This is a genomic window from Nonomuraea cavernae (assembly GCF_040655715.1).
Taxonomy (GTDB): Bacteria; Actinomycetota; Actinomycetes; order Streptosporangiales; family Streptosporangiaceae; genus Nonomuraea; species Nonomuraea cavernae_A.
In genome coordinates this window covers 1-24,126 of sequence record NZ_JBFAKL010000010.1, presented here as the reverse complement: position 1 = coordinate 24,126, position 24,126 = coordinate 1, and the positions used below count along the sequence as shown (strand labels likewise).

The following is a 24,126-nucleotide window of genomic DNA, read 5'->3' as shown; positions in this document are numbered from 1 at the left end:
TGATCACGAACGACTGACAGCCGCGGCCAGCTCCCCGAGCAGCGCCACGACCCCGTCGGGACCGTCGACCACGATGTCGGCGCGGTCGGCCAGCGCGGTCACCTCGGCGGAACCACTGCACACGGTCACGCCCGGCAGCCCCGACGCCTTCACCGCGTCGAAGGCGGCCAGGTCGCCGAGGTCGTCGCCGACGAACATGACGGACCGGGCGTCCCGTTCGGCCAGGAACAGGCTGAGCGCGTGCCCCTTGTCCATGCCCGCCGGCCTGAGCTCCAGCACGAAACGGCCGGGCTCGACGACCAGCCCGTGCTTCTCGGCCAGCTTGGTCAGCGGCTCGCGCAGCGCGGCCAGCAGGGCCTCGGGGTCGGGGGCGCGCCTGGTGTGCACGGCCACGGCCCGGCCCTTGTCCTCGATCAGCGCGCCGGACGCGCCGAGCGAGTCGAGCAGCAGCGGCAGCTCCGCCTTGACCTGGGGTACCCCAGGTGGTGGCGGCGGCGCGGAGATCCTGCCGCCCTCCCACCGCTCGAACCCGTAGTGGCCCAGCACGACCAGCCCCGGCACGTCGATCAGCCCGGGCCCGAGCTCCAGCACGGTGGCCGCGGGCCGCCCGGTCAGGATGGCCACCGCTCCGACGTGCGCGCCCAGCGTGGCCAGGACGCCGGGCGCCTCGGGATGGATGCCGGCGGACGCGGGATCGGACACGATCGGCGACAAGGTGCCGTCGAAGTCGAGCCCGATCACGGCGCCGGCCGGGTCTGTCAGGATCGCTTGGATTCCAGGGATGTTCCTCACGCGGCTGGGGGTACCCAGCCGATCAGGGACGCATGCCGAGACGACGGGCGGCTCGGTCGCGCTGACGGGTGGCGCGCAGCCTGCGTAGCCGCTTGACCAGCATCGGATCCCGTTCGAGGGCCTCCGGCTTGTCGATCAATTCGCCCAGCAACTGGTAGTAGCGAGTGGCGGAGAACCCGAAGGCCTCCTTGATGGCCTGCTCCTTCGCGCCCGCGTAACGCCACCACTGGCGTTCGAAGGCGAGGAGCTCGAGATCGCGGTCGGTGAGGGGGTGATGCGACGGGTCGTGGGCAGCACTGTCACCGCCGGCCGGTGCAGTGTCCATGGTTCCTCCTCGGAAGGATGCGCACGACGATCACATCGCGCGCATGCGGCCCGTCGCCATCGTAATGTGCCGAGTCCGGCTGTTCACGGCGGATCGCGAGACGTACAGTCACCAAGTGTGACCTCTGTCATCACACTTCTCACCGACTACGGGATCGAAGACGGCTACGTCGCCGCATGTCATGGCGTGATCGCGGGCATCGCTCCCGACGTCCGGGTGATCGACGTGTGCCACGTCGTCCCCTCGGGTGACGTACGCCGAGGCGCCGCGATCCTGGCCCAGACGATCCCCTACCTGCCCAAGGGCGTGCACATCGGCGCGGTCGATCCGGGGGCGGGCGGGGCCAGGCGAGCGGTCGCCGTCGAGGCCGGCGGCCGGGTGTTCATCGGCCCCGACAACGGGTTGCTCTCGTGGGCGGTCCACGCCAGCGGCGGGGTGCGGGCGGCTTACGTGATCAGCAACGAGGAGCACTTCCTGAGACCCGTCTCGCCGACCTTCCACGGGCGCGACGTCTACTCTCCGGTAGCCGGGCGGCTGTGCTCCGGGCTCGATCCGGCCGAGCTCGGTCCGGAGCTGCCGGCGTCCAGGCTGGTCTCGCTGCCCGAGCCGACCTCGGTGCTGCGCGAGGGGGCGGTCGAGGGCGAGGTGGTCTCGGTCGACCGCTACGGCAACACGCAGCTGTCGATCACCGCCGGCGACCTGGAGATGCTGGGCGTGCGAGTCGGCGACCTGCTCGGAGTGCGGCTGGGGCGGCGGCAGCTGTCGATGCCCTATCGCGAGACGTTCGCGGCGGTGCCGCCGGGCGAGCTGGTGGCGTTCGCCGACTCGGCGGGGCTGATCGCGTTCGCGGTCAACTCGGGTGACGCGGCGCAGCGGCTCGGCCTACCGCCTGGCGCACATATCCGTCTTGCGCCATCACACTGACACGAAAGACATCAAAGGGTAATTACACCGCGTATCGGTCTGTTTACCGAAGCTTCGGATTGACGCGTCGGGCACGTGCCACAATCTCCCGATCGGGCGTACCCCTCCTGTCCCCGAGGTTCCACGTGTCCCAACTGTCCCGTGCCGTGCCCGCCGTACTCGTCACCGCCTGCCTGGCCACCTTGCTGGTGATCGGCGCGGCGCCGAGCGCGGGTGACGATCTCGCCGCCACCGACCGCTGGCAGCTGTCCGTGCTGCGGCTGCGCCAGGCCTGGCTGCTGAGCAAGGGCCAGGGCGTGCTGGTCGCCGTGCTCGACACCGGCGTCGACGGCCGCCACCCCGACCTCGCCGGCGCCGTGGACCACGGCCCCGACCTGACCGGCGCGAGCCGCCGCCAGAGATGGCGGGGACACCACGGCACCGCCATGGCCGCCCTGATCGCGGGCCGCGGCCACGGCGACGGGCAGGGGGTGATCGGCGTCGCGCCCGCGGCGCGGGTGCTGTCGATCCGGGTCACGCTGGAGGCCGGCGACCCGCTCCGCGAGCGGCGGCGCTCAGCCGGCCGCGACGCGCTGGCCCGCGGCATCCGCTACGCGGCCGACCACGGCGCCGACGTGATCAGCATGTCCCTCGGCGGGGGCGGCGGCTCCTGGCGGGGCTCGGCGGCCGAGCAGCGGGCGGTGCGGTACGCGATCAGCCGGGGCGCCGTGCTCGTCGCCTCCGCGGGCAACGACGGCGACACGGCCAACCGGAAGAACTTCCCCGCCGCCTACCCCGGCGTGATCGCGGTGGGCGCGGTCGACAGGCGGCTCAGGGTGACCCGGTTCTCCAACCGCCAGGGCTACCTCAGCGTCGTCGCGCCCGGCACCGGCATCGTCAGCGCCGACGGCCGCGGCTCCTACCTGGCCGGCGACGGCACCAGCTCGGCGGCGGCCATGGTGGCCGGCATCGCCGCGCTGATCAGGGCGGCGCACCCCGAGCTGCCGCCGCTTCTCGTGCGCCGGGCGATCGAGCTGGGCACCACCAGACGGCCCGCCACCGGCCATGACTCCTCCTACGGGCACGGCGTGGCCAACGCGCTGCTCGCGCTGCGCCGGGCGGAACTGCTGGCGGGCGCGTCCACGGCGCCGGCCCGGCCCGCGACCCGCCCGGCCGGACGTCCGGCCGGGTCGCCGCCGGCCAGGACTCCGGTGGTCCTCGGCCTGGTGCTGCTGTCGGCGGGGATGTCCGCGCGGCTGATCGTCCGGCAGGGCCGCCGCGGTAGACGTTCTACCTAGCAAGCGCTTGTGTGATACTCGTGCGTATGACGCTGGCGATCGACGGCTGGTTCACCATCGACGAAAACGGCGCCTGCCTGATCGGCACCAGGTGCGCCGCCTGCGGCACGGTCGCGTTCCCGCCCCGCCACGGGTTCTGCCCCAGTCCGCGGTGCGAGAGCGAGTCCATGGCGGAGACCAGGCTGTCCAGGAAAGGGCGGATCTGGTCCTACACCAACGCCTGCTACCCGCCTCCCGCGCCGTTCGTGGCGGCGCAGCCGTACAGACCGGTCACGCTGGCCGCCGTGGAGCTGGCCGAGGAGGGCATCGTGGTGCTCGGGCAGGTCAAGGACCTCACGGTCGACGACCTTGAGGTGGGCATGGAGGTCGAGCTGACCCACGGGGCGCTGGCCGACGGCCCGCTGGTGTGGATGTGGGGGCGGGTCTCGTGAGCGTGGTCGTGCTGGGCACCGGCATGCACCCCTGGGGGAAGTGGGGCCGGCCGTTCGCCGAGTACGGTGTCGCGGCGGCCCGCGAGGCGCTCGCCGACGCCGGGGTCGCCTGGAGCGACGTCCAGTTCCTGGTGGGCGCCGACACGATCAGGAACGGCTACCCGGGCTTCGTGGCCGGCGCCACCTACGCGCGGGCGCTCGGCTGGTCGGGCGCCCGGATCGCCTCGTGCTACGCGGCCTGCGCGTCCGGAGCGCAGGCGATCGACATCGCGCGGACCCGGATCCTCGCGGGGCTGTGCGACGTCGCGCTGGTGGTGGGCGCGGACTCCACGCCCAAGGGCTTCTTCAAACCGGTCGGTGGTGACCGGCCGGACGATCCGGACTGGCTCCGGTTCCGGCTGCTCGGCGCCACAAATCCTGGATATTTCGGCCTTTATGCGCGTAGACGGATGGCACTGTACGGCTCGACCGCCGACGACTTCGCCGCCGTGAAGGTCAAGAACTCGCTGGCCGGCTCGCTGAACCCGATGGCCCGCTACCGCAAGCCCGTCTCCGCCGAGGAGGTGCTGGCCTCCCCGATGGTGGCCGACCCACTGCGCCTCATGGACATCTGCGCCACCTCCGACGGAGGCGCCGCTCTGGTGCTGGCCTCCGGCGCCTACGCCCGCCGGCTCGGCGTCACCGATCCGGTACGCCTGGCCGCCGTGTCGACCGTCACCCCCACGTTCCCCAACACGGTGCTGGAGCTGCCCGAGTTCGCGACCGACTCCTGCGCCGCCGTGCCCCCGCCCGAAAGGCCGTTCCGGGCCGCCATCGCGCACGCCGCGTACGAGGAGGCGGGCCTCGGCCCCCGGGACCTGTCGTTCGCCGAGGTCTACGACCTGTCCACCGCGCTCGAACTGGACTGGGTCGAGGACATCGGGCTCTGCCCGCCGGGCGAGGCGGACAAGCTGCTGCGCGCGGGCGACACCGCGCTGGGCGGGCGCGTGCCAGTGAACCCGTCCGGCGGGCTGGCCTCGTTCGGCGAGGCCATCCCCGCCCAGGCCATCGCCCAGGTGTGCGAGCTGACCCGCCAGCTGCGCGGACAGGCCGGCGCCCGGCAGGTCGCGGGCGCGAGGGCCGGGCTGGCCGTCAACCAGGGCCTGTTCGGCCACGGCTCGGCCGTCATCGCCACCCGGTCAGCTGCTCAGTCCTGAAGGACTGAGCACCGGCACGCGCCAGATCGCGCTGAACGCGCGCAGGCCCCCCGCGATGATCACGGGGGGGCCTGCGGATCACTCGCTAGCCGACGTGGACCACGTCGTGCGATTCGGCGAAGTGGCACGCGCTCTCGTGCTGCGTGCCGGTCCTGATCTGCAGCAACGGCTCCTCCGTGGCGCAGATCTCCTGCGCCTTCCAGCAGCGGGTGCGGAAGCGGCAGCCCGACGGCGGGTTGGCCGGCGAGGGCGGGTCGCCCTGCAGGATGATCCGCTCGCGCTGCTCGCGGCCTTCGGGGTCGGGGACCGGTACGGCCGACAGCAGCGCCTGGGTGTAGGGGTGAGCCGGCTTGTCGTAGATCTCGGTGTCCTTGCCGAGCTCCACCACCTTGCCCAGGTACATCACCGCGACCCGGTCGGAGATGTGGCGCACCACCGACAGGTCGTGGGCGATGAAGATGTACGCCAGGTTGAACTCGTTCTGCAGCCGCTCCAGCAGGTTGATGACCTGCGCCTGGATCGACACGTCGAGCGCGGAGACCGGCTCGTCGCAGACGATGATCTCCGGCTGGAGCGCCAGACCCCGGGCGATGCCGATGCGCTGGCGCTGACCACCGGAGAACTGGTGCGGGTAGCGGTTGATGTGGTCGGGGTTGAGGCCCACGACCTCCAGCAGCTCCTGCACCTTGCGCCGGCGGTCACCCTTGGGCGCGACCTCGGTGTGGATGTCGTACGGCTCGCCCACGATGTCGCCGACGGTCATCCGGGGGTTCAGCGAGGTGTAGGGGTCCTGCATCACCATCTGGATGTTGCGGCGCATCCGCTTGAGCTCGCCGCCCTTGGCCTTGGCGATGTCACGACCGTTGATCGTGACCGAGCCGGACGTCGGGCGTTCCAGCGCCATGAGCACCTTGGCCAGCGTGGACTTGCCACAGCCCGACTCGCCCACGATGCCCAGCGTCTCACCCCTGTCGAGGTCGAACGAGACGCCGTCCACCGCCTTGATCGCGCCGATCTGGCGCTTCAACACGATGCCCTGGGTCAGGGGGAAGTGCTTGACCAGATCGCGGACCTCGAGGATGCGCTCACCTGTTGTCGCCATCGAGGACCTCCCTCCAGTAGTGGCAGGCGCTGTTGCGAGTGCCGCTGATCTCGTAGAGCGGGGGGACGTCGGTCACGCAGTTGTCCTGGCGGTAGGGGCACCGCGGGTGGAAGGCGCAGCCGGGCGGCATGTCGAGCAGGTTGGGCGGCAGGCCCTTGATCGCGTACAGGTCCTGGCCCTTGAGGTCGACCCGGGGAATCGACTCCAGCAGGCCCTTGGTGTAGGGGTGGGCAGGCGCCTTGTAGATGTCGTGCACGAGCGCGTTCTCCACGATGCGCCCGCCGTACATGACCGCGATCTTGTCGGCGACGTCGGCCACCACGCCGAGGTCGTGCGTGATCAGGATCATGCCCATGTTGCTCTCGCGCTGCAGCTCGGCGAGCAGCTCCATGATCTGGGCCTGCACCGTCACGTCGAGCGCGGTGGTCGGCTCGTCGGCGATCAGCACCTCGGGGTCCAGCGCGATCGCCATGGCGATCATGATGCGCTGGCGCATGCCCCCGGAGAACTGGTGCGGATAGTCGTTGAGGCGCTGCCTGGCGGCCGGGATGCGGACCTTGTCCATCAGCTCGACGGCCTTCTTCATGCCGTCGCGCTTGGACATCCCGCGGTGCACCCGGAACATCTCGCTGATCTGCCAGCCCACGGTGAACACCGGGTTGAGCGCGGAGAGCGCGTCCTGGAAGACCATCGCGATCCGCTGGCCACGTACCTGGGTGCGCGCCTCCTCGGACAGCTTGAGCAGGTCGGTGCCGCGGAACCGGATCTCCCCCTTGGGGATCCGAGCGGGCGGCATGTCCAGAATGCCCATGATCGCCTGAGCGGTCACGGATTTGCCGGATCCCGACTCGCCCAGCACCGCGAGGGTCTCACCGGGGCGGAGCGTGTAGCTCACCCCGTTGACGGCGCGCACGACGCCCGCCCGCGTGCCGAACTCCACGTGCAGGTCGTCCAGAGCCAGCAGCGGTGCGTCGCCCAGCCCTCCCTCGGCGGGCAACACGTCCGGTGACCTCTTTCTCATCTGATCCCCCCTCCTACCTGAGCTTCGGGTCGAGCGCGTCACGGACGGCGTCGCCCATCATGATGAACGCGAGCACGGTGATGCTCAGGAACACCGCGGGGAACACCAGCGGCAGCGGCGCCTCGAGGAACCGGTTGCGCGCATCGGCGATCATCAGTCCCCAGGAGATGTCCGGCGACTGGACACCGACTCCCAGGAAGGACAGCGCCGCCTCGGCCGCGATGAAGCCACCGAGATTGATCGTGGCGACGACGATCACCGGAGCGACCGCGTTCGGCAGCAGGTGCCGGAACATGATGCGGCTCTGACTGGCTCCCAGAGCGCGCGCCGCGAGCACGAAGTCCTGGCTTCTGGCCGTGATGACCGCGGCTCTCATGATGCGGAACGTCATCGGCCAGGCCAGGATCGACAGCGCGATCACCACGATCCAGATGCCGAGGTTCTGATCCCGGAAGGTGGCCGTGATGAGCAGCGCGCCCAGAATGGAGGGGATGGCGAAGAAGATCTCGGTGATCCGCGAGGTGACCGTGTCGACCACGCCGCCGCGGGTGCCCGCGATGAGACCCAGCAGGCCGCCCACCAGGGCGGTGATGACCGTCGTGGTGACACCGATCACGATCGAGTTGCGGGCGCCGTAGATCGTCCTGGCGTAGACGTCACAGCCCTGGTTGTCCCGGCCGAACAGGTGACCCGCGCTGGGCCCCTGCCGGGCGGTGGACAGCTCGCAGGTCCTCGCCGAGAACGGGTCGATCGAGGAGAACAGCGACGGCCAGAACGACATGACCAGCAGGATCCCGATGAGCGCCAGCGAGATGATGAACATCGGCCTACGGCGCAGATCGTGCCAGGCGTCGCCCCACAGGCTGGCCGGCTTGGCCTCCTTCGGGCGCTTCACCGGCGGCGGGGTCGCCGCGACCGGATCCGTGGTCAGTGTCCTGGTCTCCTGGGGCACAGGTTGGACCTGTGGGGTGTCACTCATAGCGGATCCTCGGGTCGAGCACGGCGTACAGCATGTCGACGATCAGGTTCGCCAGGATGTACACCAACACCAGGATGGTCACGATACCTACGACGATCGGTTGCTCACGCAGGTAAACGCCTTGATAGAGCTGGTTGCCGATGCCGGGCAGGTTGAAGATCGTCTCAGTGATCACCGCGCCTCCCATGAGGGCACCCAGGTCGGCTCCCAGATAGGTGACCAGCGGGATCAACGCGTTGCGCAACCCGTGCCTGCCGATGACTCTTCGTCTGGACAGGCCCTTGGCCGTGGCCGTCCGGATGTAGTCGGATCTCAGCGTCTCGACCAGGCTCGTTCGAGTGAGCCGGGTGAGATAGGCGATCGACGTGCCCGCCAGCACGAAACCGGGCAGCAGATAGGACTTCAGCCCCTGGGTGGCTCCCGCGATCGGGAAGATCTCGGTGCCCGTGACCTGCTTCAGCCAGACCCCCAGCCACAGCTGCAGGACGAAACCGGTGACCAGCGTCGGGACCGAGATGAGCAGCAGCGTCGAGGCCAGGATCCCGGTGTCGGTGGCCCGGCCGCGGCGCAGCGCCGCCCACAGACCCAGCATGACACCGATGACCGCCTCCATGACCAGCGCGACAAGGGCCAGGTTCAGTGTGACCTGGAGCTTGCCCGCCAGCAACTGGGAGACGGGGACACCGGCGAACGTCTTGCCGAGGTCGCCCTCGAACAGGAGGCCGCTGATGTAGTGCCAGTACTGCAGGAGCAGCGGATCGTTGAGGTGATACTGGTCGCGGATGATCGCGACGATCGCCGGATCCTGCCGCTTCTCGCCGGCCAGTGCCGCGACGGGGTCTCCGGGTAGCGCGAACACGATGGCGAAGATGAACAGGGTGGCGCCCAGCAGGACTGGTATCGCCTGGATCAGGCGCCGGATGATGTAACGGCCCATACAAGCCTCCCGTACACGCCAGAAGGCAGCCCCTGGGGGCCTCGGGTTGCACGGCCCAAGCGACTGCCTTCACGGCTGGCTCTCAAGGGGTGGGCGACGGTGCCGCCCACCCCCGGAAAATACGTCAGGCCTTCTCGACGTCAGCCCACTCAACCTGGTTGAGCAGGTTGATCTTGACGTTCTTGACCTTGGTGGAGTGCCCGGAGTTGTTCCGGTAGAAGTACACCGGGATGTACGGGAGGTCCTTGATCAGGATGTCGTCCGCCTGCTGGTAGAGCTTGAGCCCTTCCTCAGGGGTCGGCGCCTGGTCACCCTTGGCGACCGCCTCGTCGAACTCCTTGTTGGAGTAGCCGGCGTAGTTGGAGCCCGTGGTGATGGCGCCCGTGGAGAAGATCGGCGTCAGGTAGTTCTCGGGCGAGGGGTAGTCGATGGCCCACCCCATGCGGAACATGCCCTTGTACTTCTTGGCGTCGAGGTCGTCCAGGATGTTGGCGAACTTCTCGAACGGCTTGACCCCCACCTCGACGCCAAGGTTGGCGCGGAGGTTGTTGGCGACGGCCTCGATCCACTCCTTGTGGCCACCGTCGGCGTTGTAGCCGAGCTCCAGCTTGGCCGGACCCTTGGCCGCGGCGTACTGCTCCTTGGCCTTGCCCGGGTCGTAGGTGCAGGCGGCGCAGGCGCCCTGGCGGTAGCCCGCGATGGCCGGGTTGATGAAGTCGTCGGCAGGCGCGCGGGTGCCGGCGAAGACCGTCTCGGCGATCGTCTTCCGGTCGATGGCCATCGAGATGGCCTCGCGGACCTTGACGTCCTTGTACTCGTCGTTGTACTGCAGCGGGAAGCCGATGTAGCCGATGCCGGCGTCAGGCTGGTCCGTGTAGCGGTCACCGAGCGCGGTCTTGGCGCTGGCGATCGCCGAGGCGGGCAGCTGGTCCTGGATGTCGACGTTGTCGCCCTGGAGGTCGTTGTACGCCGTCTCAGCGCTGTTGTAGAGCTTGAACTGGAGCTTCGTCCAGCCGTTCGGCTTCTTGGCCGGGTACTTGTCGTACACCGACAGCTCGATGCTCTGGTCGGTGCCCTTCTTGTACGGCTTGTCGAGCTTGAACAGGCCCTGCCCGATCGGCTTCTCGCCGTACTCGTTGGTCACCTTGCCGTCGGCGCCGAAGGCGGCCTTGGGCAGCGGGTAGAACGCGGTGTAGCCCAGCATGGTGCGGAACTGGGAGAACGGAGCGGTCAGGGTGACCTGGAGGGTCGTGTCGTCGACCGCCTTGAGACCGCTCATCTCCTTGGTGGTGACCTGCTTGCCCTCACCAGGGTTGAGGTCGGCGTGGCCCTCGACTCGGCCGAAGAAGTAACCGGCGCCCTGAGCGTTGTCCTGGTTGGCCGCGAAGTTCCAAGCGTCGATGTAGTTCTGCGCGATCAAGGGCTCACCGTTGTGCCAGGTGTAGCCCGGCTTGAGCTTGATCGTCCAGACCTTGTTGTCCTCGGTGGTGATGGACTCGGCAGCGGCCTCGACGACTTCCTTGTTCTCGTCGTAGTTGACCAGCGGCTCGAACAGCGAGGCGAGGACCTCTGCGCCCTCGGACTCAGTGGTGTTCGAGGGGACCAGCAGGTTCTGCGGCTCGCCGAGCTCCATCCGGACCGGCGTGTCGGCGCTGGTCCCGGAGTCTCCGGTCGACGCGCCGCCGCCACACGCGGCTACCGCGATGGCGAGCAGCGCGGTACCGGCGACGATCTGTGCGCCCTTAGTAACACGCATGGTAAAAAGATCCTCCCTCTACAGGTGGGCGTTAGCGCTGAGCTGCAGTGATCGTGAGCAGCCTGACGGGGGATTTCCTTGTAAGCCCCCCGAGTTTGGCTGACATGGTCAAACCAGCCGACGCCCTGCCAGTCGATCGCGACTATCCCTCACTACGTGCTACCAGCGAGTCTCTGGCGCATTGCAGTTCGGTCACACGTGCGCCTACCTAACGTCACAGTCATTAGTCACAAACGGTCCGTAGTTTCGCAAAACCGTCAGAAGGGCACAGTCTCGGACGTGAACCACGAGCAAAAATACCTTCTAGCTGAGACTGCTCGCGCCTTGCCCCTCATCCGGTGGGTGGCTGGGCTACCGTTGTGCAAGTCTTGACGGCGCTTTGGAACCACATGCCCCAAGGCCCCGTCCAACTGTCTGTCGCGACCCCCGCGGCAGGCACTCCACCGAGCCGGATCCAATAGAGTCCTAGCCATGAGTCAGCCGGAATCCGCTGTCGCGGACGCCCAGGCGGGCGGCCGGAGCGGGCAGGAGCCGCTGGCCAAGCTCGCCCAGAGATACGGGCTTCGCCGTGCCATCGCGCGGCCGAGGTTCCCGGTATACGTGCGCCAGCTCTGGGAGCGGCGGCACTTCATCCTCACGTACGCCACCTCGCGCAACGTCTCCAAATACTCCAGCTCGGCGCTCGGCCAGCTCTGGCAGATCCTGACGCCCCTGCTCAACGCCGCCATCTACTACGTGATGTTCGGCATCGTCCTCGGCGGCAAGGGCAACATCGAAAACTACCCGGCGTTCCTGCTGACCGGGATATTCGTCTTCACCTACACCCAGCGGTCGGTCGCCGCGGGCGCCAAGTCGATCTCTGGCAACCTGTCGCTGATCCGGGCGCTGCACTTCCCCCGCGCCTCGCTCCCTCTGGCCTACACGATCCAGGAGCTGCAGCAGCTGGCCATCTCCATGGGCGTGCTGTTCCTGATCGTGATCCTCACCGGCGAGTTCCCGACGTGGTTCTGGCTGATGATCCCCGTCGTGCTGCTGCTGCAGACCATGTTCAACATCGGCACAGGGCTGGTGATGGCGCGGCTCGGCTCCTCCATGCGCGACCTCAATCAGCTCCTGCCGTTCATCACCCGCACCTGGCTCTACGCCTCGGGTGTGTTCTTCTCGATCCAGGAGAAGGTGGTCGGCAGCGCCGGCCTGCCGCAATGGGTGGCCGACGCCATGTACTACCTCAACCCCGCGGCCTCCTACATCGAGTTCATGCGCGACATCCTCATCCAGAAGCACAACCCGCCGGGGATGGTGTGGATAAGTTGCGTATTCTGGGCAGTGTTCGCACTCGGCCTCGGCTTCTGGTACTTCTGGCGTGCCGAAGAGAGGTACGGGCGTGGCTGAGCTGACCGAGGAGCTATCACAGGTGAAGGGCGAGGAGCCCGCCGTCCCGAAAAAGGACGTGAGGGTGCACCCCAACCCGGCGCCGGCCGGCAAGCCTCCCCTTGACGTTCCCACGGGGACCCCCACGGTCATCGTCGACGATCTGCACATCGTCTACCGGGTCTACGGCGCGGCCACCGATGTCGAGAAGGGCAACGCCGTCAACGCCCTCACGCGCATCCTCAAGCGCCAGGGCCGCCCGCAGATGAAGGAGGTCCACGCCGTCAAGGGCGTCTCCTTCGTGGCCTACCACGGCGACGCCATCGGCGTCGTGGGCCGCAACGGCTCGGGCAAGTCCACGCTGCTGCGCGCGATCGCCGGTCTCCTGCCGCCGCACGCCGGCGCCGTCTACACCGACGGGCAGCCCTCGCTGCTGGGCGTCAACGCCGCCCTCATGCGCGAGCTCACCGGTGAGCGCAACATCGTGCTCGGCTGCTACGCCATGGGCATGACCCCTGCCGAGGTCAGGGACAAATACCAGGAGATCGTCGACTTCTCCGGCATCGACGAGTTCGTCCAGCTGCCGATGTCCACCTACTCCTCCGGCATGGGCGCCCGGCTGCGGTTCGCCATCTCCTCGGCCAAGACCCATGACGTGCTGCTCATCGACGAGGCCCTGGCCACCGGCGACCGCGAGTTCCGCAAGAAGAGCGAGCAGCGCATCCGCCAGATCCGCGAGTCGGCCGGCACCGTCTTCCTCGTCGCCCACGACCTCCGGGTCATCGAGGAGACCTGCAACCGCGTCATCTGGCTGCACAAGGGCAAGATCAAGATGGACGGCGACCCCAAAGAGGTCCTCGCCGCCTACAACAAGGGCTGACGCTCGACCAGACCGGCCCTGCTTTCTCGCCGCGCCCCACTTCCGGCCTGCGCGCCTGCGGCGATCTCACCTACCCCCTGACCTCACTCCGCTCCGGACAGCACGCCGTCGACCACCATGGAGGCCGCCGCCAGCGCGCCATCCAAGAGCCTCAGCGAGCCGGACAGCGCCTTCTACGCCTCCCTCGGAGTCGAACGCGGCGGTCGAAGGAGTCCTCAGCGAGCCTGAGACCGCCGCCCAGCGCCGCTGGCTGGCCCGCCACCCAGAAGCCCATCGATACCGCTCCCGACGGTTGGTACGTGCACCAGGCCTTCCTCGAAGACGCTCCCAAGACGATCGACCTTCTCGTCGCCCCCTGGCGGGCGACGAGCTGATCTCAGCCGGGCCCGGCGGTCACCCTGCTCGGCCACGGTCTCGATCAGCCCTGCACGGGGATGCTCAGCTCACAGGGACACGAAGGACAGCCCGGGGTGCTTGGCGGGGGATGACGCTCCGCAGCGTCATCCCCCGCCGTCGTGGCACAGCGGGGATCGCGCCAGGCCGGCACGCTGCCGGCGATGTGCTGCGCGCCCCGCGGCGATCTCACCTGCCCCGTGACCTGCCTCCGGCGTGGTCACGTGAGCGACGCGAGTGACGAATTCCCGACACCGTGACCCCCGTTCCGCTATGATTCGAACGTTGGTTCGAGACGAGTAGAGATGGAGTGGGGGCGCGATGGGAGAGCTTTCGGCCGCGATCGACCACCTGGCCATCGAGGACGTGTCAGACATACCCCCGACCCAGCTGACCGAGCAACTCATCGAGCTCCACTGGCAGATGGCCAGGCTGCAGGCCCAGATCGGCCGTCGCACCGGCCTCCGCCTCCTCTGACAGACGATTCGCCCCACCCTCCGGTCACGGCAGGGCACCGTCCAGACGGCCGCGAAGGGGTCCGGACACAAGGATGCCGCCGGCCCCGAAGATCGGAGCCGGCGGCGGGTGCGCCCCGCGCCGCGCCGCTGCCCTGCAGTGGCGACGCGGCACGTGCGCACCGGGCTCAGGCGCGTCCACCTGGGCCCGTCATGAGACCGCTCGCTCGCGCGGACGGTCCCGTAACCTACGTGGCCGGTCGCTCTGACGCCCGGCACCCGGGGCGTGCGCGACCCTTCACGTGAGTGTGATGAAGGCAGTGTCGAGAGCTCGGGAACACACTGCCCAGGCGATCTCGGCGCCCGCCCGCTCGCCTCGTGGCCCGTACGGCAGGCCGCCCGAACGTCGGCACCTGAGACGTTCGCGCACCTCCCGGCAGCCCCACGGCGAGATCCGGCGGGCACCATGACCATGTAGTGGCGGCCTGAGTAGCCCGTGGCCGCGCTGGTCCGTGCTCCAGCGGCCCAACCGGACGAGATGGCCTGCTCGTCCTGGGCGCCGGTGAGCTAACGCGCCATGGCGCTCCGGAAGAGAGGGGCCGAGCCGTCGAGCGTGGCGATCCGAGCCGTGCCGGGCAGCGTCTCGACCACCGGAGCCATCTCCGGCGGCAACAGTCGCCCCACGACCGGGCCCAGCTCGGCCGACGGCTCGTTCGACAGCGCGCTGCCGATCGCGAGCCTCGCCCGCTCCCCTGACCGCCGGGCGACACCGTACAGCGTGCCTCCCAGCAGCCTGCCGGCCGACGGCACGCCGGCCTTGTCCAGGGCCGTCCGGCCGCCCTGGAAGGGGGCATTGACCGCGGACATCGGGCTTCGGCCCTCGACCGTCCCGCCCGGCACCATGCCGGTCAGACCGCCGAGACCGCCGACGCCGGGCAGCGCGCCCAGCAGCCGGGCGCCGACGGGCAGGCCGGCGACCGACGAGCCGGTCTCCAGCGGCGACAGCGGGCTGCCGGCCCGGCGCGCCGCGTACGTGCCGGACGTGCCGGACGTGCTCGCTGTGTCGCTCGGAGCCGCGGTCCCGCTCGTCCCGGTGACCGCCGCGTCCTTGCCCGCCCAGAGGCCGCCGAGCAGGCCGCCCAGCAGCCGGCCCGGGCCGCCGGCCGACCCGTCGCCGACGGACTCCGTGGCGAGATGTCGCTCCTGGGCGTGGGCGGGCGTGGCGGCCATGGCCCCCGCCAGCCCGAATGCTGCGACGGCCGCAGCCGCCTTGATCATTCGATTCATGATTGCCTTCCCGGCTCGTGATCGATCGCTCTCGAATGCAATGGATGGGCGAATCGATAACCCCCCGAATGCCGTGGCGTACACGCTGTGGGCACCACACGATGCACGCCGTCCCGGCTGAGCTACCGACGCAGTTGTATCACTCCGCCCAGACCCGTGAAGGCGCCGGAAAACCTGTGCGACAAAGGCTTTACGGCCAGTCATAGATCATGGAAGAGGCGACGAGCGGGGAGACAAATGATGAAATGCCGAGCGACTATTTCGGAATTTCCCGTGGCGTTTCCCGCCACTCGGATCCGCGCCCGGCGGCCCGTCGACGAGGTCCCGGTAAAGACCGGTGTCACGGACCGGGGGCGCAGATTTTGAGGTAGCGGGAGATGCGCTTGACCGCTCAGGCGGTCAGCAGCGCGGCTTCGCCGGTCGGCTCGAACGGGAAACGATCGGCGAAGGCCGGTCGCAGATCCGTCAGCCAGACCGCCGACGGGTCGTACCGCGCGAAGAACGGCCGGCCGACCAGTGCGGGGTCGCGAGCCTGGATGAAATGGAGCACGAACACCTTTTCGCCGGCGATCTCGGCGACCCCGTCGACGCACACCTTGCCCGGAGTGGCCGACATGGAGGGCCCGCGTACCGTACGGCAGAGCCCGGAGATCGTCGAATAGGCGTCTCTGAAGATCTCGTACGCACGAGCCAGCGGCACCGCGAAGTAGTCCTGCGGCCCGGTGTCGCGCTCGACGAACATGTAGTAAGGAATCATCCCCATCCTGAGTTGTCGCCGCCACATGCCCGACCACAGGGCCGCGTCGTCGTTGATCGACCTGATCATCGGCGCCTGGGTCCTGATCGTCGCGCCACTGCCGAGGATCCGCTGAACCGCGGACTCGACCAGTGGCGACTCCAGCTCCCGCGGGTGCGTGAAGTGGGCCATGAAGGCGAGATTCTTGCCCGACTCCGTGACCTGCTCGAAGAGTTCGAGCGTGGCGTCGGCGTCGGGGTCGGTGGTGAAGCGCTGCGGCCAGTAGGCCAGCGCCTTGGTGCCGATCCTGATCGACTCGAGTTGTTCGACCCCGAGCAGCGGCTCGATGTAGCGCTTGATCACCGGCTCACCCATGATCATGGCGTCACCGCCGGTGATCAGGACGCTGGTGACCTCGGGATGCTCGTGAAGGTAGCGCACGAGCTGGTCGATGTCGTCGGAGGCGAACTTCAGGTCGGCGTCGCCGACGAACTGCGCCCACCGGAAGCAGTAGGTGCAGTAGGCGTGACAGGTCTGCCCCTGCTTGGGGAAGAACAGCACGGTCTCCGGATATTTGTGCTGCATGCCGGGCACCGGCTCCACGCCGATGCGGGGCACGTTGAGCTCCATCTGCCCGGCCGGGTGCGGGTTGAGCTGCGCTCGCACCCTGTTGGCCTCGGCCTGTACCTCCGCGTTGGGCGCCTCGGCCTTGAGCAGGTCGGCCAGCCTGGCGACGTCGGCGGCGGGAAGCATGTCCTCCTGAGGGAAGACCAGGCGGTAGATCGGATCGTCGGGCGCTGCCGACCAGTCTATGAGTTCGTCCACAACGTAGGCGTTGGTCCGGAAGGGCAGCACGGTGGCGACGGCACGGACCTTCAGCCGCTCCTCGTCGCCGAGCCCTGCCCGCTGCAGGAGGTCATCGAGATGCTTGGACGTATATGCCCGGAAGCGTCGCGTTCCTGCCTGGTTCAAGATCACTAGGCCTTTCCCATCTTTTTTGTTCGTTCCGCTGTAAACCTCACGGCCCTGTCGCGCGTCTACGGCTCTTATATCGGGACGCGAGGGGTGGTGGCTACGGTTCCCCTGGGCTCCAAGCTTTCTCAAAGAATGACTACTCGCGACATATCGCGATGCGACGCACACTGGCTAACCGTGACGACCGACGATCCTGCCCTGCGCGCCTCCGACGCCGACCGCGACCGCGTGGCCGCGGTGCTCGGCGAGGCACTCGCCACCGGAAGACTCACCAGCGTCGAGCACGCCGACCGTCTGGACGCGGCCTACACGGCCAAGACCGTGGGCGAACTCGTCCCCCTCACTACTGACCTACCCCAGGTGACCTCGTCACACGTGCCGAGCGTGGTCGAGCAGCAGACGATCGACTCCAAGTTCAGCAAGGTGATCAGGAAGGGCCGCTGGGTCGCGTCCCGGCACACCAGGCTCTCCGCGACCTTCGGAGCGCTCATCGTCGACCTGTCCGACGCCGTGCTGCCCGGCCGCGAGATCACGATCGAGGCCGACGCCCGGTTCAGCAAGATGATCGTCCGGGTGCCCGACCACGCCCGGGTGATCGACGAGGGCGCCTCCATGTTCGGCAAGCGCAACGTGTCAGGAGGATCCGAGGGCGACGGGCCGCTCATCCGCATCGTGGGCCGATCGATGTTCTCCAAGGTGATCGTCTCGCGCGGCATCTCCGACTGGAACCTGAGGTAGCCGGCGCCGGTCCCCCACCCGCCCGTTAACCTGGGCATCCGCCCTGCCTACGATGCGGACATACCCGAACCTGCGTTTCCCATCGGTGACGACGGGTTCGCATGCCCGTACGAGGTGACCAGTGTCCGACAGCAAGCCGATAGCACTCGATGCCATGGGCGGCGATCACGCACCGCACGAGATGGTCGCGGGAGCGGTGCACGCCGTGCGCGAGCGCGGGCTGGCGGTCGTGCTCGTCGGCTCGCCGCGCGTGCTCTACGAGGCCCTCGCCGACCACGACGCCACCAGGGAGATCCCCATCGTCCGGGCCGAGGAGGCCCTGGCGATGGACGAGGGCGCCCTGGCCAGCCTGCGCCGCCCCCGCTCCAGCATCGCCATCGCCTGCCATCTCGTACGACGAGGCGACGCGTCCGCGGTGGTGTCCGCCGGCTCGACCGCCGGAGTCGTGGCCACCGGCAGACTCAGGCTCAAGGCCCAGCACGGCGTGCTCCGGCCGGCCATAGCCGTCGCGCTTCCCACGCGGCCCCACCCGACACTGCTCCTGGACGCGGGCGCCAACGCCGACACCAAACCCGAGATGCTCGTGCAGTTCGCCCAACTGGGCACCGTCTACGCCCAGCTGGCCTACGACATCGCCCAGCCGAAAGTCGGCCTGCTCACGATCGGCGGCGAAGCCGAAAAGGGCAACAAGCTGGTCAAACGCGCTCACGAGCTGCTCCAGGCCGCCCCCGGCATCCGGTTCACCGGCAACATCGAGGGATTCGACCTGCTCACCGGCAGCGTGGACGTGATCGTCACCGACGGCTTCACCGGCAACGTGGCGCTCAAGACCATGGAGGGCGCCGTCCGCTACGCGTTCCGCGAGCTCAGGGAGACGATCAGCGACAGCAGGGTGGCCCAGCTGGGTGCGCTCATGCAGCGCTCGCGCATCCGCGAGCTCCACCGCCGCCTCGACTCCGAGGCCCACGGCGGCGCGGTGCTCCTCGGCCTCAACGGCACCGTCGTCATCGCGCACGGCTCGTCCAGAGCGGCGGGCATCAGCGCCGCCTGCCAGCTCGCCGTCGACCTGTCCGCCGACGGCATCGTGTCCACCATCGGTGACCGGGTCGCCACGGCGCAGAAGCACCACCGCCGCCGCTGAACCCGGCGTCGAGACGCCGCGCGGAAACCCGAGTCCGCGCACCGCGTCGAGGTCAAGGTCGCCGGTACCCTTAGCTCATGACCGACCCGCAAATGGTGCTCACCGAGCGCGTCCAGCAGGCGCTGGCCAACGCGTTCGGCCCCGAGCACGCCGACGCAGACCCGCTGATCCGGCCCTCCCAGTTCGCCGACTTCCAGGCGAACGTCGCGATGAGCCTGGGCAAGCGACTGCGACGGTCCCCGCGGGAGGTCGCCGAAGCCCTCGCCGCCGAGCTGTCCGACTTTCCCGGCACCGTCGAGGTCAGTGGACCCGGCTTCCTCAACATCACGCTCGACGACTCGTGGATCGCCTCCGGCGCCGCGCGCATGCTGGCCGACCCGCGCACCGGCGTCGGCACGACCATGCCGCCGCAGACGGTGGTGATCGACTACTCCGCGCCCAACGCGGCCAAGGAGATGCACGTCGGCCACCTCCGCACCACGATCGTGGGCGACTCGCTGGCCCGCATCCACGAGCACCTCGGCAACACCGTCGTCAGGCAGAACCACCTGGGCGACTGGGGCACCCCGTTCGGCATGCTGATCGAGCACCTGCTCGACATCGGCGAGGAGACCGCGGTCGCGCAGCTCGAAGCCGGCATGGGCACCGAGTTCTACCAGGCCGCCCGGCAGAAGTTCGACGGCGACGAGGCGTTCAAGCTGCGCTCCCGCGTCCGGGTGACCACGCTGCAGTCAGGCGACCCCGACACCATCCGGCTCTGGCACGTCTTCATGGACGCCACGGTCCGCTACTTCAACAAGCTCTACTCCATGCTCGGCGTCACGCTCACCGACGCCGACATCGCCGGCGAGAGCATGTACAACCCGATGCTCGAGAAGACCTGCGACGACCTGGAGAGCTCAGGAGTGGCCGTGATGAGCGAGGGCGCGCTCTGCGTCTTCCCGCCCGGCTTCAGCGGCTCCGACGACAAGCCGCTCCCGCTCATCGTCAGGAAGAGCGACGGCGGCTACGGCTACGCCTCCACCGACATGGCGGCGATCCGCTACCGCGTCCACGACCTCAAGGCCGACCGCATCCTCTACGTCGTGGGCGCTGACCAGGCGCTCCACTTCCGTATGGTGTTCGCCGCCGCCCGGCTCGCGGGCTGGCTGCCCGACACCGTGTCGGCGGAGCACGTCCAGATCGGCATGATGCTCGGCAAGGACGGGCGCCGGTTCAAGACCCGTTCCGGCGAGTCCATCAAGCTGATGGACCTGCTGCAGGAGGCCGTCGACCGGGCCACCGCGGTGATCGCCGATCGCGGCTACGACGACGAGGCCCGCGACGAGATCGCCCACGCCGTCGGGATGGGCGCGGTCAAGTACGCCGACCTGTCGATCAGCCACGACAGCGAGTACGTCTTCGACTTCGACCGCATGCTCAGCCTGACCGGCAACACGGCCCCCTACCTGCAGTACGCCCAGGCGAGGATCCGCTCGATCTTCCGCAGGGGCGACGTCGACCCGGCCACCGCCACGGGCCCGATCGTCCTGGGCCATCCGGCCGAGCGCGCACTGGCCCTCCAGCTGCTTGATTTCGGCGCCGCGGTGGAGAAGACCGCCGAGCTGAACGAACCTCACCGGCTGTGCGCGTTCATCTACGCGACCGCCGCGGCGTTCACCGCCTTCTTCGAGGGCTGCCCGGTGCTCAAGGAGGGCGTCGACGCCGAGACGCGCGCGTCTCGGCTGGCGCTGTGCGCGCTGACCCTCCGGGTGCTGGAGTCCGGGCTCGATCTGCTGGGCGTGCCGGTTCCCGAGCGCATGTGACACCCTCTGTGGGCGCGCCTCCACCTCGTTGGCGCGCCCACCGATAGGCTTTACGCGGTCATGAACCGGGCCGAAGATGGGGGAGTTCTCTGCCTTGAGCACGGACCTGACTGCCAACCCCCAAGCGACGACAGAGCTACACCGCTACGCAGAGGCATTGCTGGCACACCTTGCCGCCAATGGCACCGTGCCTCCGACCGCACCGGCTTTCGACGACATCCCCGGCGACTGGTTGCCGCCGGCCGTCCAGGCCCTGGTGGCGCTCCTCGCCGGAGACGATCCACTCGAGCCACTGAGCAGGGCCGCCGGGCGCGACCAGCAGCGCACCGCCCTCTTCCTCTGCCTGGCCCTGGCCGTCGCGGGCCACGGCAGCCGCATCCACGCCTCCTGGCTGGGCACCGCCTTCGGTGAGCTCTCGGTCGACCAGCCGGTGACCCACGGGCAGCGCTCGCTCTGGCTGGCCGCCGCCAGAGGCGCCTACGGTCCGGCCGGGAAGATCTTCGTGCTCCGCAAGCTCGACGCGCTGGGCGTCCCCGACCACGCCGACCAGCGGCAGTGGGTGCAGGCGGTCGTCCCCGGCGAGCCCACCGTGGTGGTGCCGGTCTCCCTGATCGACTTCCCCGAGATGGCCGAGATCCCTGAGCTGGCCAGACCCGCTCAGGCGGCCGCACGACTGGCCCGGCTGCGCGCCCGCTGCACGGAGATCACCTCGACCAAACAGGCGGAGCACGACTCCTCCACACCGCTCACCAACAGCACCGGCAGCCCGGTCACGGCGTGGGCCGAAGACGAGCCACTCGCCGTGCTCCGCTCGCTCATCGGCCTCGGCGGCCCCCCGGGCCCGCTGGCCTCGCTGACCTCACACCTGCTCGACGACCTGCGCCCGGGGGCCGACCCGCACCTGGCGGCGATCGCCCTGCATGTGGCGGCGCCACTTCTGCGCGGCCTGGCCGAGGAGCTCGAAGCCGACTGCCGCCTCACCCCACCCGCCACGCTCACGGTGACTCTGCTCGGTCACCACATCCTGCTCCGTCCCGAAGGCCCCGATGACGAGTCGCTCGCCGAGGCCGAGGCCGCCATCGTGGCCGAGGGAATGCCGCCCCGGCGCCCACCGTGGGCGGCCATCCTGCTGATCGTCGCCGGCGTCTGCTGCCTGGCCGGGGCGCCCCTGACCAGTTGGCTGCTCGCGGGGGTGGCAGCGGCTCTGTTCGGGCTCGCGGGCTGGCGGCTCTGGCGGCGCCGTAAGGCCATCGAATCAGACAGCAGGTACGTGGCCGCGCGGATCGCCGAGCTCAAGGAGCTGGCCGACGGGGCCGTCTGGGCTTTGCATGCCTACGCCCGCGAGGCGGAGGCGCGCGCAAAACAGGCCGCAGACGACTCAGCCGAGCTCACCCGGCTGATCCGTCGCGGCCCGCGCGCAGCCTAGGTCGTCTCGATCTCCACGTGGGCCGGCGCCAGCAGAAAGACCCGATCGGCGATGCGCTCGATCCGGCCCTCACAGCCATAGGCCAGGCCCGCCGCGAAGTCGACCATCCTGGTCGCCTCGGGCATCGGCATGCCCGTCACGTCCATGATGACCGTCTGGCCGTCACGGAAGTGCTGCCCGATCATCGGCGCGTCGTTGTACTTGAGTGGCTGGATCATCACGATCCGTGAAGAGTCAACGGACGCACGCCACCTCCTGGCGGCCCGCTCCGTCGCCGGCATGTACTCCTCTTCGTACTGCTCATCGTCGTACTGCTCGTCGTAGTGATCAATCCCGCCCAGGCCAAGGTAGCTCACCACCTTGCGCACTGCCCCCATCGGTTTGTCCTTTCCTCAGGAACTCACCGTAATCGGCACGTCCCTACACATTGGACGGTAACCGACGATTCCGTGTTCGCCATGCGACACGCCCACAACCAATTTCATTCTGTCCCGCTAGCAGTCTGGTTTCATCTGGATATCTCTCCCCCGATAGCATCAACTCATGCGCGTGTTCACTGTAGACGCCTTCACTGACACTCCTTTCCAGGGCAATCCCGCCGCGGTCTGCCTGCTGGAGTCCGCCGCTCCCGACTCGTGGATGCAGGCAGTGGCGGCCGAGATGCGGCTGTCCGAGACCGCCTTCCTGCTCGGCGATTCGCTCCGCTGGTTCACCCCCGCGGTCGAGGTGTCCCTCTGCGGCCACGCGACGCTGGCCACGGCACACGTCCTCTATTCGACGGACACCGCCTCAGGCCCGGTCGAATTCAGTACGGCCAGCGGAAGGCTCACGGTGAATCGCACCCCCGACGGCCTGATCTCGATGGATTTTCCAGCCAAAGAAGTGACACCGACCACACTTCCGGCAGGTCTGGAAAAAGCGCTCGGAGTCGCTCCGGTGCAGGTCGGAAGGAGCCAACTCGACCTGCTGGTGGAGCTCCCCGACGAAGAGTCGGTACGCACGCTCGTCCCCGACATCGAGGCCCTGACCTCGATCGACGCCCGGGGCGTCATCGTCACAGCGGCCGGCTCGTCGACCGACTTCGTGTCGCGGTTCTTCGCACCCAACGTCGGCGTGCCCGAGGATCCGGTCACGGGCTCCGCCCACTGCGCCCTGGCGCCCTACTGGTCGCAGCGACTCGGCCGGGCCGAGTTGGTCGGGGCCCAGCTGTCCGCTCGGGGCGGGCTCGTGCGGGTCAAGGTCGACGGCGACCGTGTCCATCTCTCCGGACGCGCCGTGACCGTGGTCTCCGGCGAGCTGCACATCTGACCACTCCCTGCCGCTCCCGAACTTTGCTCTCCGTCCACGCATCTCACACGGTGTGACACCGCCCACACACCTCGCTACCACGCTGCTCTCGGCTGTGGCGCTCGTGCTGTCCTCCTGTGCCGTGGAACTCGCCGTCCGCTCTCCCACGATCACGCCCACGGCCGCGGAGGTCACGGCGCAACGGGCCATCGCCAGGAAGGCGCTCACCATGCGCCTCGACTGGACGGCCCGCGCCGGACAGCTGACGAAGGAAGTGGGCCACAGCGGTCTCGACCGCTGCCGCCGGGGCGACGATGATCTCAAGGCCGCCGAGGACTTCTCCGCCAAATGCACGTTGACCCTGTACCGGGCCTACAGCTGGAACGGCGACCTCGACACCCTCCTCGATCGGTTTCAGCCCTGTCCGGCCACGGCCGGGATCCGAGACCACTGGCGTGAATTCGGCGGCAAGGCACATCCTCGTGACGCCTCCCATGTCTACGACGTCGGCGACCTGCCGGCGCTGGACTGCGCCGACGTCACCATCGAGTTCGCCTCTTCACACACCGAGAAAAACCCCGACCTCACGGTCATGCCCGGTGCCAACATCCACGACGACGCCGGCGGCAGCCACGAGCCCTACTACTGGGTGCCTGAAGGCACACCATGGCTCACCGAGTGGTTGCGCATCCGCGCGGAGGGTCAGTATCTGGTCGTCATGCAGGTGTCCGAGGACTACTCGGTCCTCAAAGGCCGTAGCGCGGTAACCACGACGACCTTCGGCCACCGCGGCCTGGCCCTGAAACGCGAGAAGGGCCCCACCAAACGGTGGAGCCCTCCTCAAACAATTGTCCGGCGGTGACCTACTCTCCCACACCCTCCCGAGTGCAGT

At 68.8% G+C, this 24,126-nt stretch carries 23 protein-coding genes; 13 read left to right on the top strand and 10 right to left on the bottom strand.

All coding sequences use genetic code 11. The features are described from left to right. Window positions 1-3 precede the first annotated feature (3 nt). Together otsB and AB0I38_RS16510 are read right to left on the bottom strand one after the other, a co-directional pair. A complete protein-coding gene (gene otsB, locus AB0I38_RS16515; RefSeq protein ID WP_436838751.1) occupies window positions 4-792 on the bottom strand; it encodes a trehalose-phosphatase in 789 nt (262 codons plus the stop codon). Window positions 793-814: 22 nt separating this feature from the next. Further along, window positions 815-1,117: a DUF3263 domain-containing protein gene (locus tag AB0I38_RS16510; RefSeq protein WP_358467790.1), complete on the bottom strand. Its 303-nt coding sequence runs from the start codon at window positions 1,115-1,117 to the stop codon at window positions 815-817. Window positions 1,118-1,234: 117 nt separating this feature from the next. On the opposite strand from AB0I38_RS16510, the gene AB0I38_RS16505 reads away from it, so the two are divergent. The 4 genes from AB0I38_RS16505 to AB0I38_RS16490 all read left to right on the top strand — a co-directional run bounded on the left by AB0I38_RS16505 (window position 1,235) and on the right by AB0I38_RS16490 (window position 4,945). Beyond that, entirely contained in the window at window positions 1,235-2,041 is an 807-nt protein-coding gene (locus tag AB0I38_RS16505) for an SAM hydrolase/SAM-dependent halogenase family protein (RefSeq protein ID WP_358467787.1), read from the top strand. A gap of 125 nt (window positions 2,042-2,166) precedes the next feature. After that, window positions 2,167-3,318: a S8 family serine peptidase gene (locus AB0I38_RS16500; protein WP_358467784.1), complete on the top strand. Its 1,152-nt coding sequence runs from the start codon at window positions 2,167-2,169 to the stop codon at window positions 3,316-3,318. 26 nt (window positions 3,319-3,344) lie between these two features. Continuing rightward, window positions 3,345-3,749: a Zn-ribbon domain-containing OB-fold protein gene (locus AB0I38_RS16495; RefSeq protein ID WP_358467781.1), complete on the top strand. Its 405-nt coding sequence runs from the start codon at window positions 3,345-3,347 to the stop codon at window positions 3,747-3,749. Continuing rightward, window positions 3,746-4,945 carry a lipid-transfer protein gene (locus tag AB0I38_RS16490; RefSeq protein ID WP_358467778.1) on the top strand — a complete coding sequence of 400 codons (1,200 nt, stop codon included), beginning with the start codon at window positions 3,746-3,748 and terminating at the stop codon, window positions 4,943-4,945. Before AB0I38_RS16495 ends, AB0I38_RS16490 begins: the two co-directional genes overlap by 4 nt. A gap of 85 nt (window positions 4,946-5,030) precedes the next feature. Here AB0I38_RS16490 and AB0I38_RS16485 read toward each other — a convergent pair whose 3' ends face one another. From AB0I38_RS16485 to AB0I38_RS16465, 5 genes are all read right to left on the bottom strand, one after another. Then, window positions 5,031-6,047 carry an ABC transporter ATP-binding protein gene (locus tag AB0I38_RS16485; RefSeq protein WP_358467775.1) on the bottom strand — a complete coding sequence of 339 codons (1,017 nt, stop codon included), beginning with the start codon at window positions 6,045-6,047 and terminating at the stop codon, window positions 5,031-5,033. After that, window positions 6,031-7,068, bottom strand: a complete 1,038-nt coding sequence (locus AB0I38_RS16480; protein ID WP_358467772.1) for an ABC transporter ATP-binding protein — start codon at window positions 7,066-7,068, stop codon at window positions 6,031-6,033. Before AB0I38_RS16480 ends, AB0I38_RS16485 begins: the two co-directional genes overlap by 17 nt. Window positions 7,069-7,081: 13 nt before the next feature. Beyond that, window positions 7,082-8,047 carry an ABC transporter permease gene (locus tag AB0I38_RS16475; protein WP_358467769.1) on the bottom strand — a complete coding sequence of 322 codons (966 nt, stop codon included), beginning with the start codon at window positions 8,045-8,047 and terminating at the stop codon, window positions 7,082-7,084. Then, a complete protein-coding gene (locus tag AB0I38_RS16470) occupies window positions 8,040-8,984 on the bottom strand; it encodes an ABC transporter permease (protein WP_358467766.1) in 945 nt (314 codons plus the stop codon). Before AB0I38_RS16470 ends, AB0I38_RS16475 begins: the two co-directional genes overlap by 8 nt. Before the next feature lie 124 nt (window positions 8,985-9,108). Beyond that, entirely contained in the window at window positions 9,109-10,740 is a 1,632-nt protein-coding gene (locus tag AB0I38_RS16465; protein WP_358467763.1) for a peptide ABC transporter substrate-binding protein, read from the bottom strand. 471 nt (window positions 10,741-11,211) lie between these two features. Here AB0I38_RS16465 and AB0I38_RS16460 point away from each other — a divergent pair, with 471 nt between their 5' ends. The 3 genes from AB0I38_RS16460 to AB0I38_RS16450 all read left to right on the top strand — a co-directional run bounded on the left by AB0I38_RS16460 (window position 11,212) and on the right by AB0I38_RS16450 (window position 13,861). After that, the gene (locus tag AB0I38_RS16460) at window positions 11,212-12,132 is read left to right on the top strand and encodes an ABC transporter permease (protein ID WP_358467760.1); all 921 of its coding nucleotides are present in this window, start codon (window positions 11,212-11,214) and stop codon (window positions 12,130-12,132) included. After that, window positions 12,125-12,991 carry an ABC transporter ATP-binding protein gene (locus AB0I38_RS16455; RefSeq protein WP_358467758.1) on the top strand — a complete coding sequence of 289 codons (867 nt, stop codon included), beginning with the start codon at window positions 12,125-12,127 and terminating at the stop codon, window positions 12,989-12,991. Before AB0I38_RS16460 ends, AB0I38_RS16455 begins: the two co-directional genes overlap by 8 nt. Window positions 12,992-13,705: 714 nt before the next feature. Next, complete coding sequence (locus tag AB0I38_RS16450; RefSeq protein ID WP_358467755.1) at window positions 13,706-13,861, top strand: hypothetical protein; 156 nt, start codon at window positions 13,706-13,708, stop codon at window positions 13,859-13,861. Window positions 13,862-14,406: 545 nt separating this feature from the next. On the opposite strand, the gene AB0I38_RS16445 is transcribed toward AB0I38_RS16450, so the two are convergent. Continuing rightward, a complete protein-coding gene (locus AB0I38_RS16445) occupies window positions 14,407-15,117 on the bottom strand; it encodes a hypothetical protein (protein WP_358467752.1) in 711 nt (236 codons plus the stop codon). A gap of 400 nt (window positions 15,118-15,517) precedes the next feature. Next, window positions 15,518-16,840 carry a KamA family radical SAM protein gene (locus AB0I38_RS16440; protein WP_358467749.1) on the bottom strand — a complete coding sequence of 441 codons (1,323 nt, stop codon included), beginning with the start codon at window positions 16,838-16,840 and terminating at the stop codon, window positions 15,518-15,520. Between the two features lie 174 nt (window positions 16,841-17,014). Here AB0I38_RS16440 and AB0I38_RS16435 point away from each other — a divergent pair, with 174 nt between their 5' ends. From AB0I38_RS16435 to AB0I38_RS16420, 4 genes are all read left to right on the top strand, one after another. After that, window positions 17,015-17,575: a DUF1707 SHOCT-like domain-containing protein gene (locus AB0I38_RS16435; RefSeq protein ID WP_358467746.1), complete on the top strand. Its 561-nt coding sequence runs from the start codon at window positions 17,015-17,017 to the stop codon at window positions 17,573-17,575. 154 nt (window positions 17,576-17,729) lie between these two features. Next, complete coding sequence (gene plsX, locus AB0I38_RS16430) at window positions 17,730-18,716, top strand: phosphate acyltransferase PlsX (protein ID WP_436838753.1); 987 nt, start codon at window positions 17,730-17,732, stop codon at window positions 18,714-18,716. A 77-nt stretch (window positions 18,717-18,793) separates the two neighbouring features. Then, complete coding sequence (argS, locus tag AB0I38_RS16425; protein ID WP_358467740.1) at window positions 18,794-20,521, top strand: arginine--tRNA ligase; 1,728 nt, start codon at window positions 18,794-18,796, stop codon at window positions 20,519-20,521. A gap of 187 nt (window positions 20,522-20,708) precedes the next feature. Then, window positions 20,709-21,947: a hypothetical protein gene (locus AB0I38_RS16420; protein WP_358467737.1), complete on the top strand. Its 1,239-nt coding sequence runs from the start codon at window positions 20,709-20,711 to the stop codon at window positions 21,945-21,947. Here AB0I38_RS16420 and AB0I38_RS16415 read toward each other — a convergent pair. Continuing rightward, entirely contained in the window at window positions 21,944-22,324 is a 381-nt protein-coding gene (locus AB0I38_RS16415; protein WP_189129115.1) for a cell division protein SepF, read from the bottom strand. The two genes, AB0I38_RS16420 and AB0I38_RS16415, sit on opposite strands and share 4 nt — an antisense overlap. Before the next feature lie 166 nt (window positions 22,325-22,490). Here AB0I38_RS16415 and AB0I38_RS16410 point away from each other — a divergent pair, with 166 nt between their 5' ends. Next, window positions 22,491-23,255 carry a PhzF family phenazine biosynthesis protein gene (locus AB0I38_RS16410; RefSeq protein WP_358467734.1) on the top strand — a complete coding sequence of 255 codons (765 nt, stop codon included), beginning with the start codon at window positions 22,491-22,493 and terminating at the stop codon, window positions 23,253-23,255. 208 nt (window positions 23,256-23,463) lie between these two features. Next, the gene (locus AB0I38_RS16405) at window positions 23,464-24,096 is read left to right on the top strand and encodes a hypothetical protein (protein WP_358467731.1); all 633 of its coding nucleotides are present in this window, start codon (window positions 23,464-23,466) and stop codon (window positions 24,094-24,096) included. Window positions 24,097-24,126 lie beyond the last annotated feature (30 nt).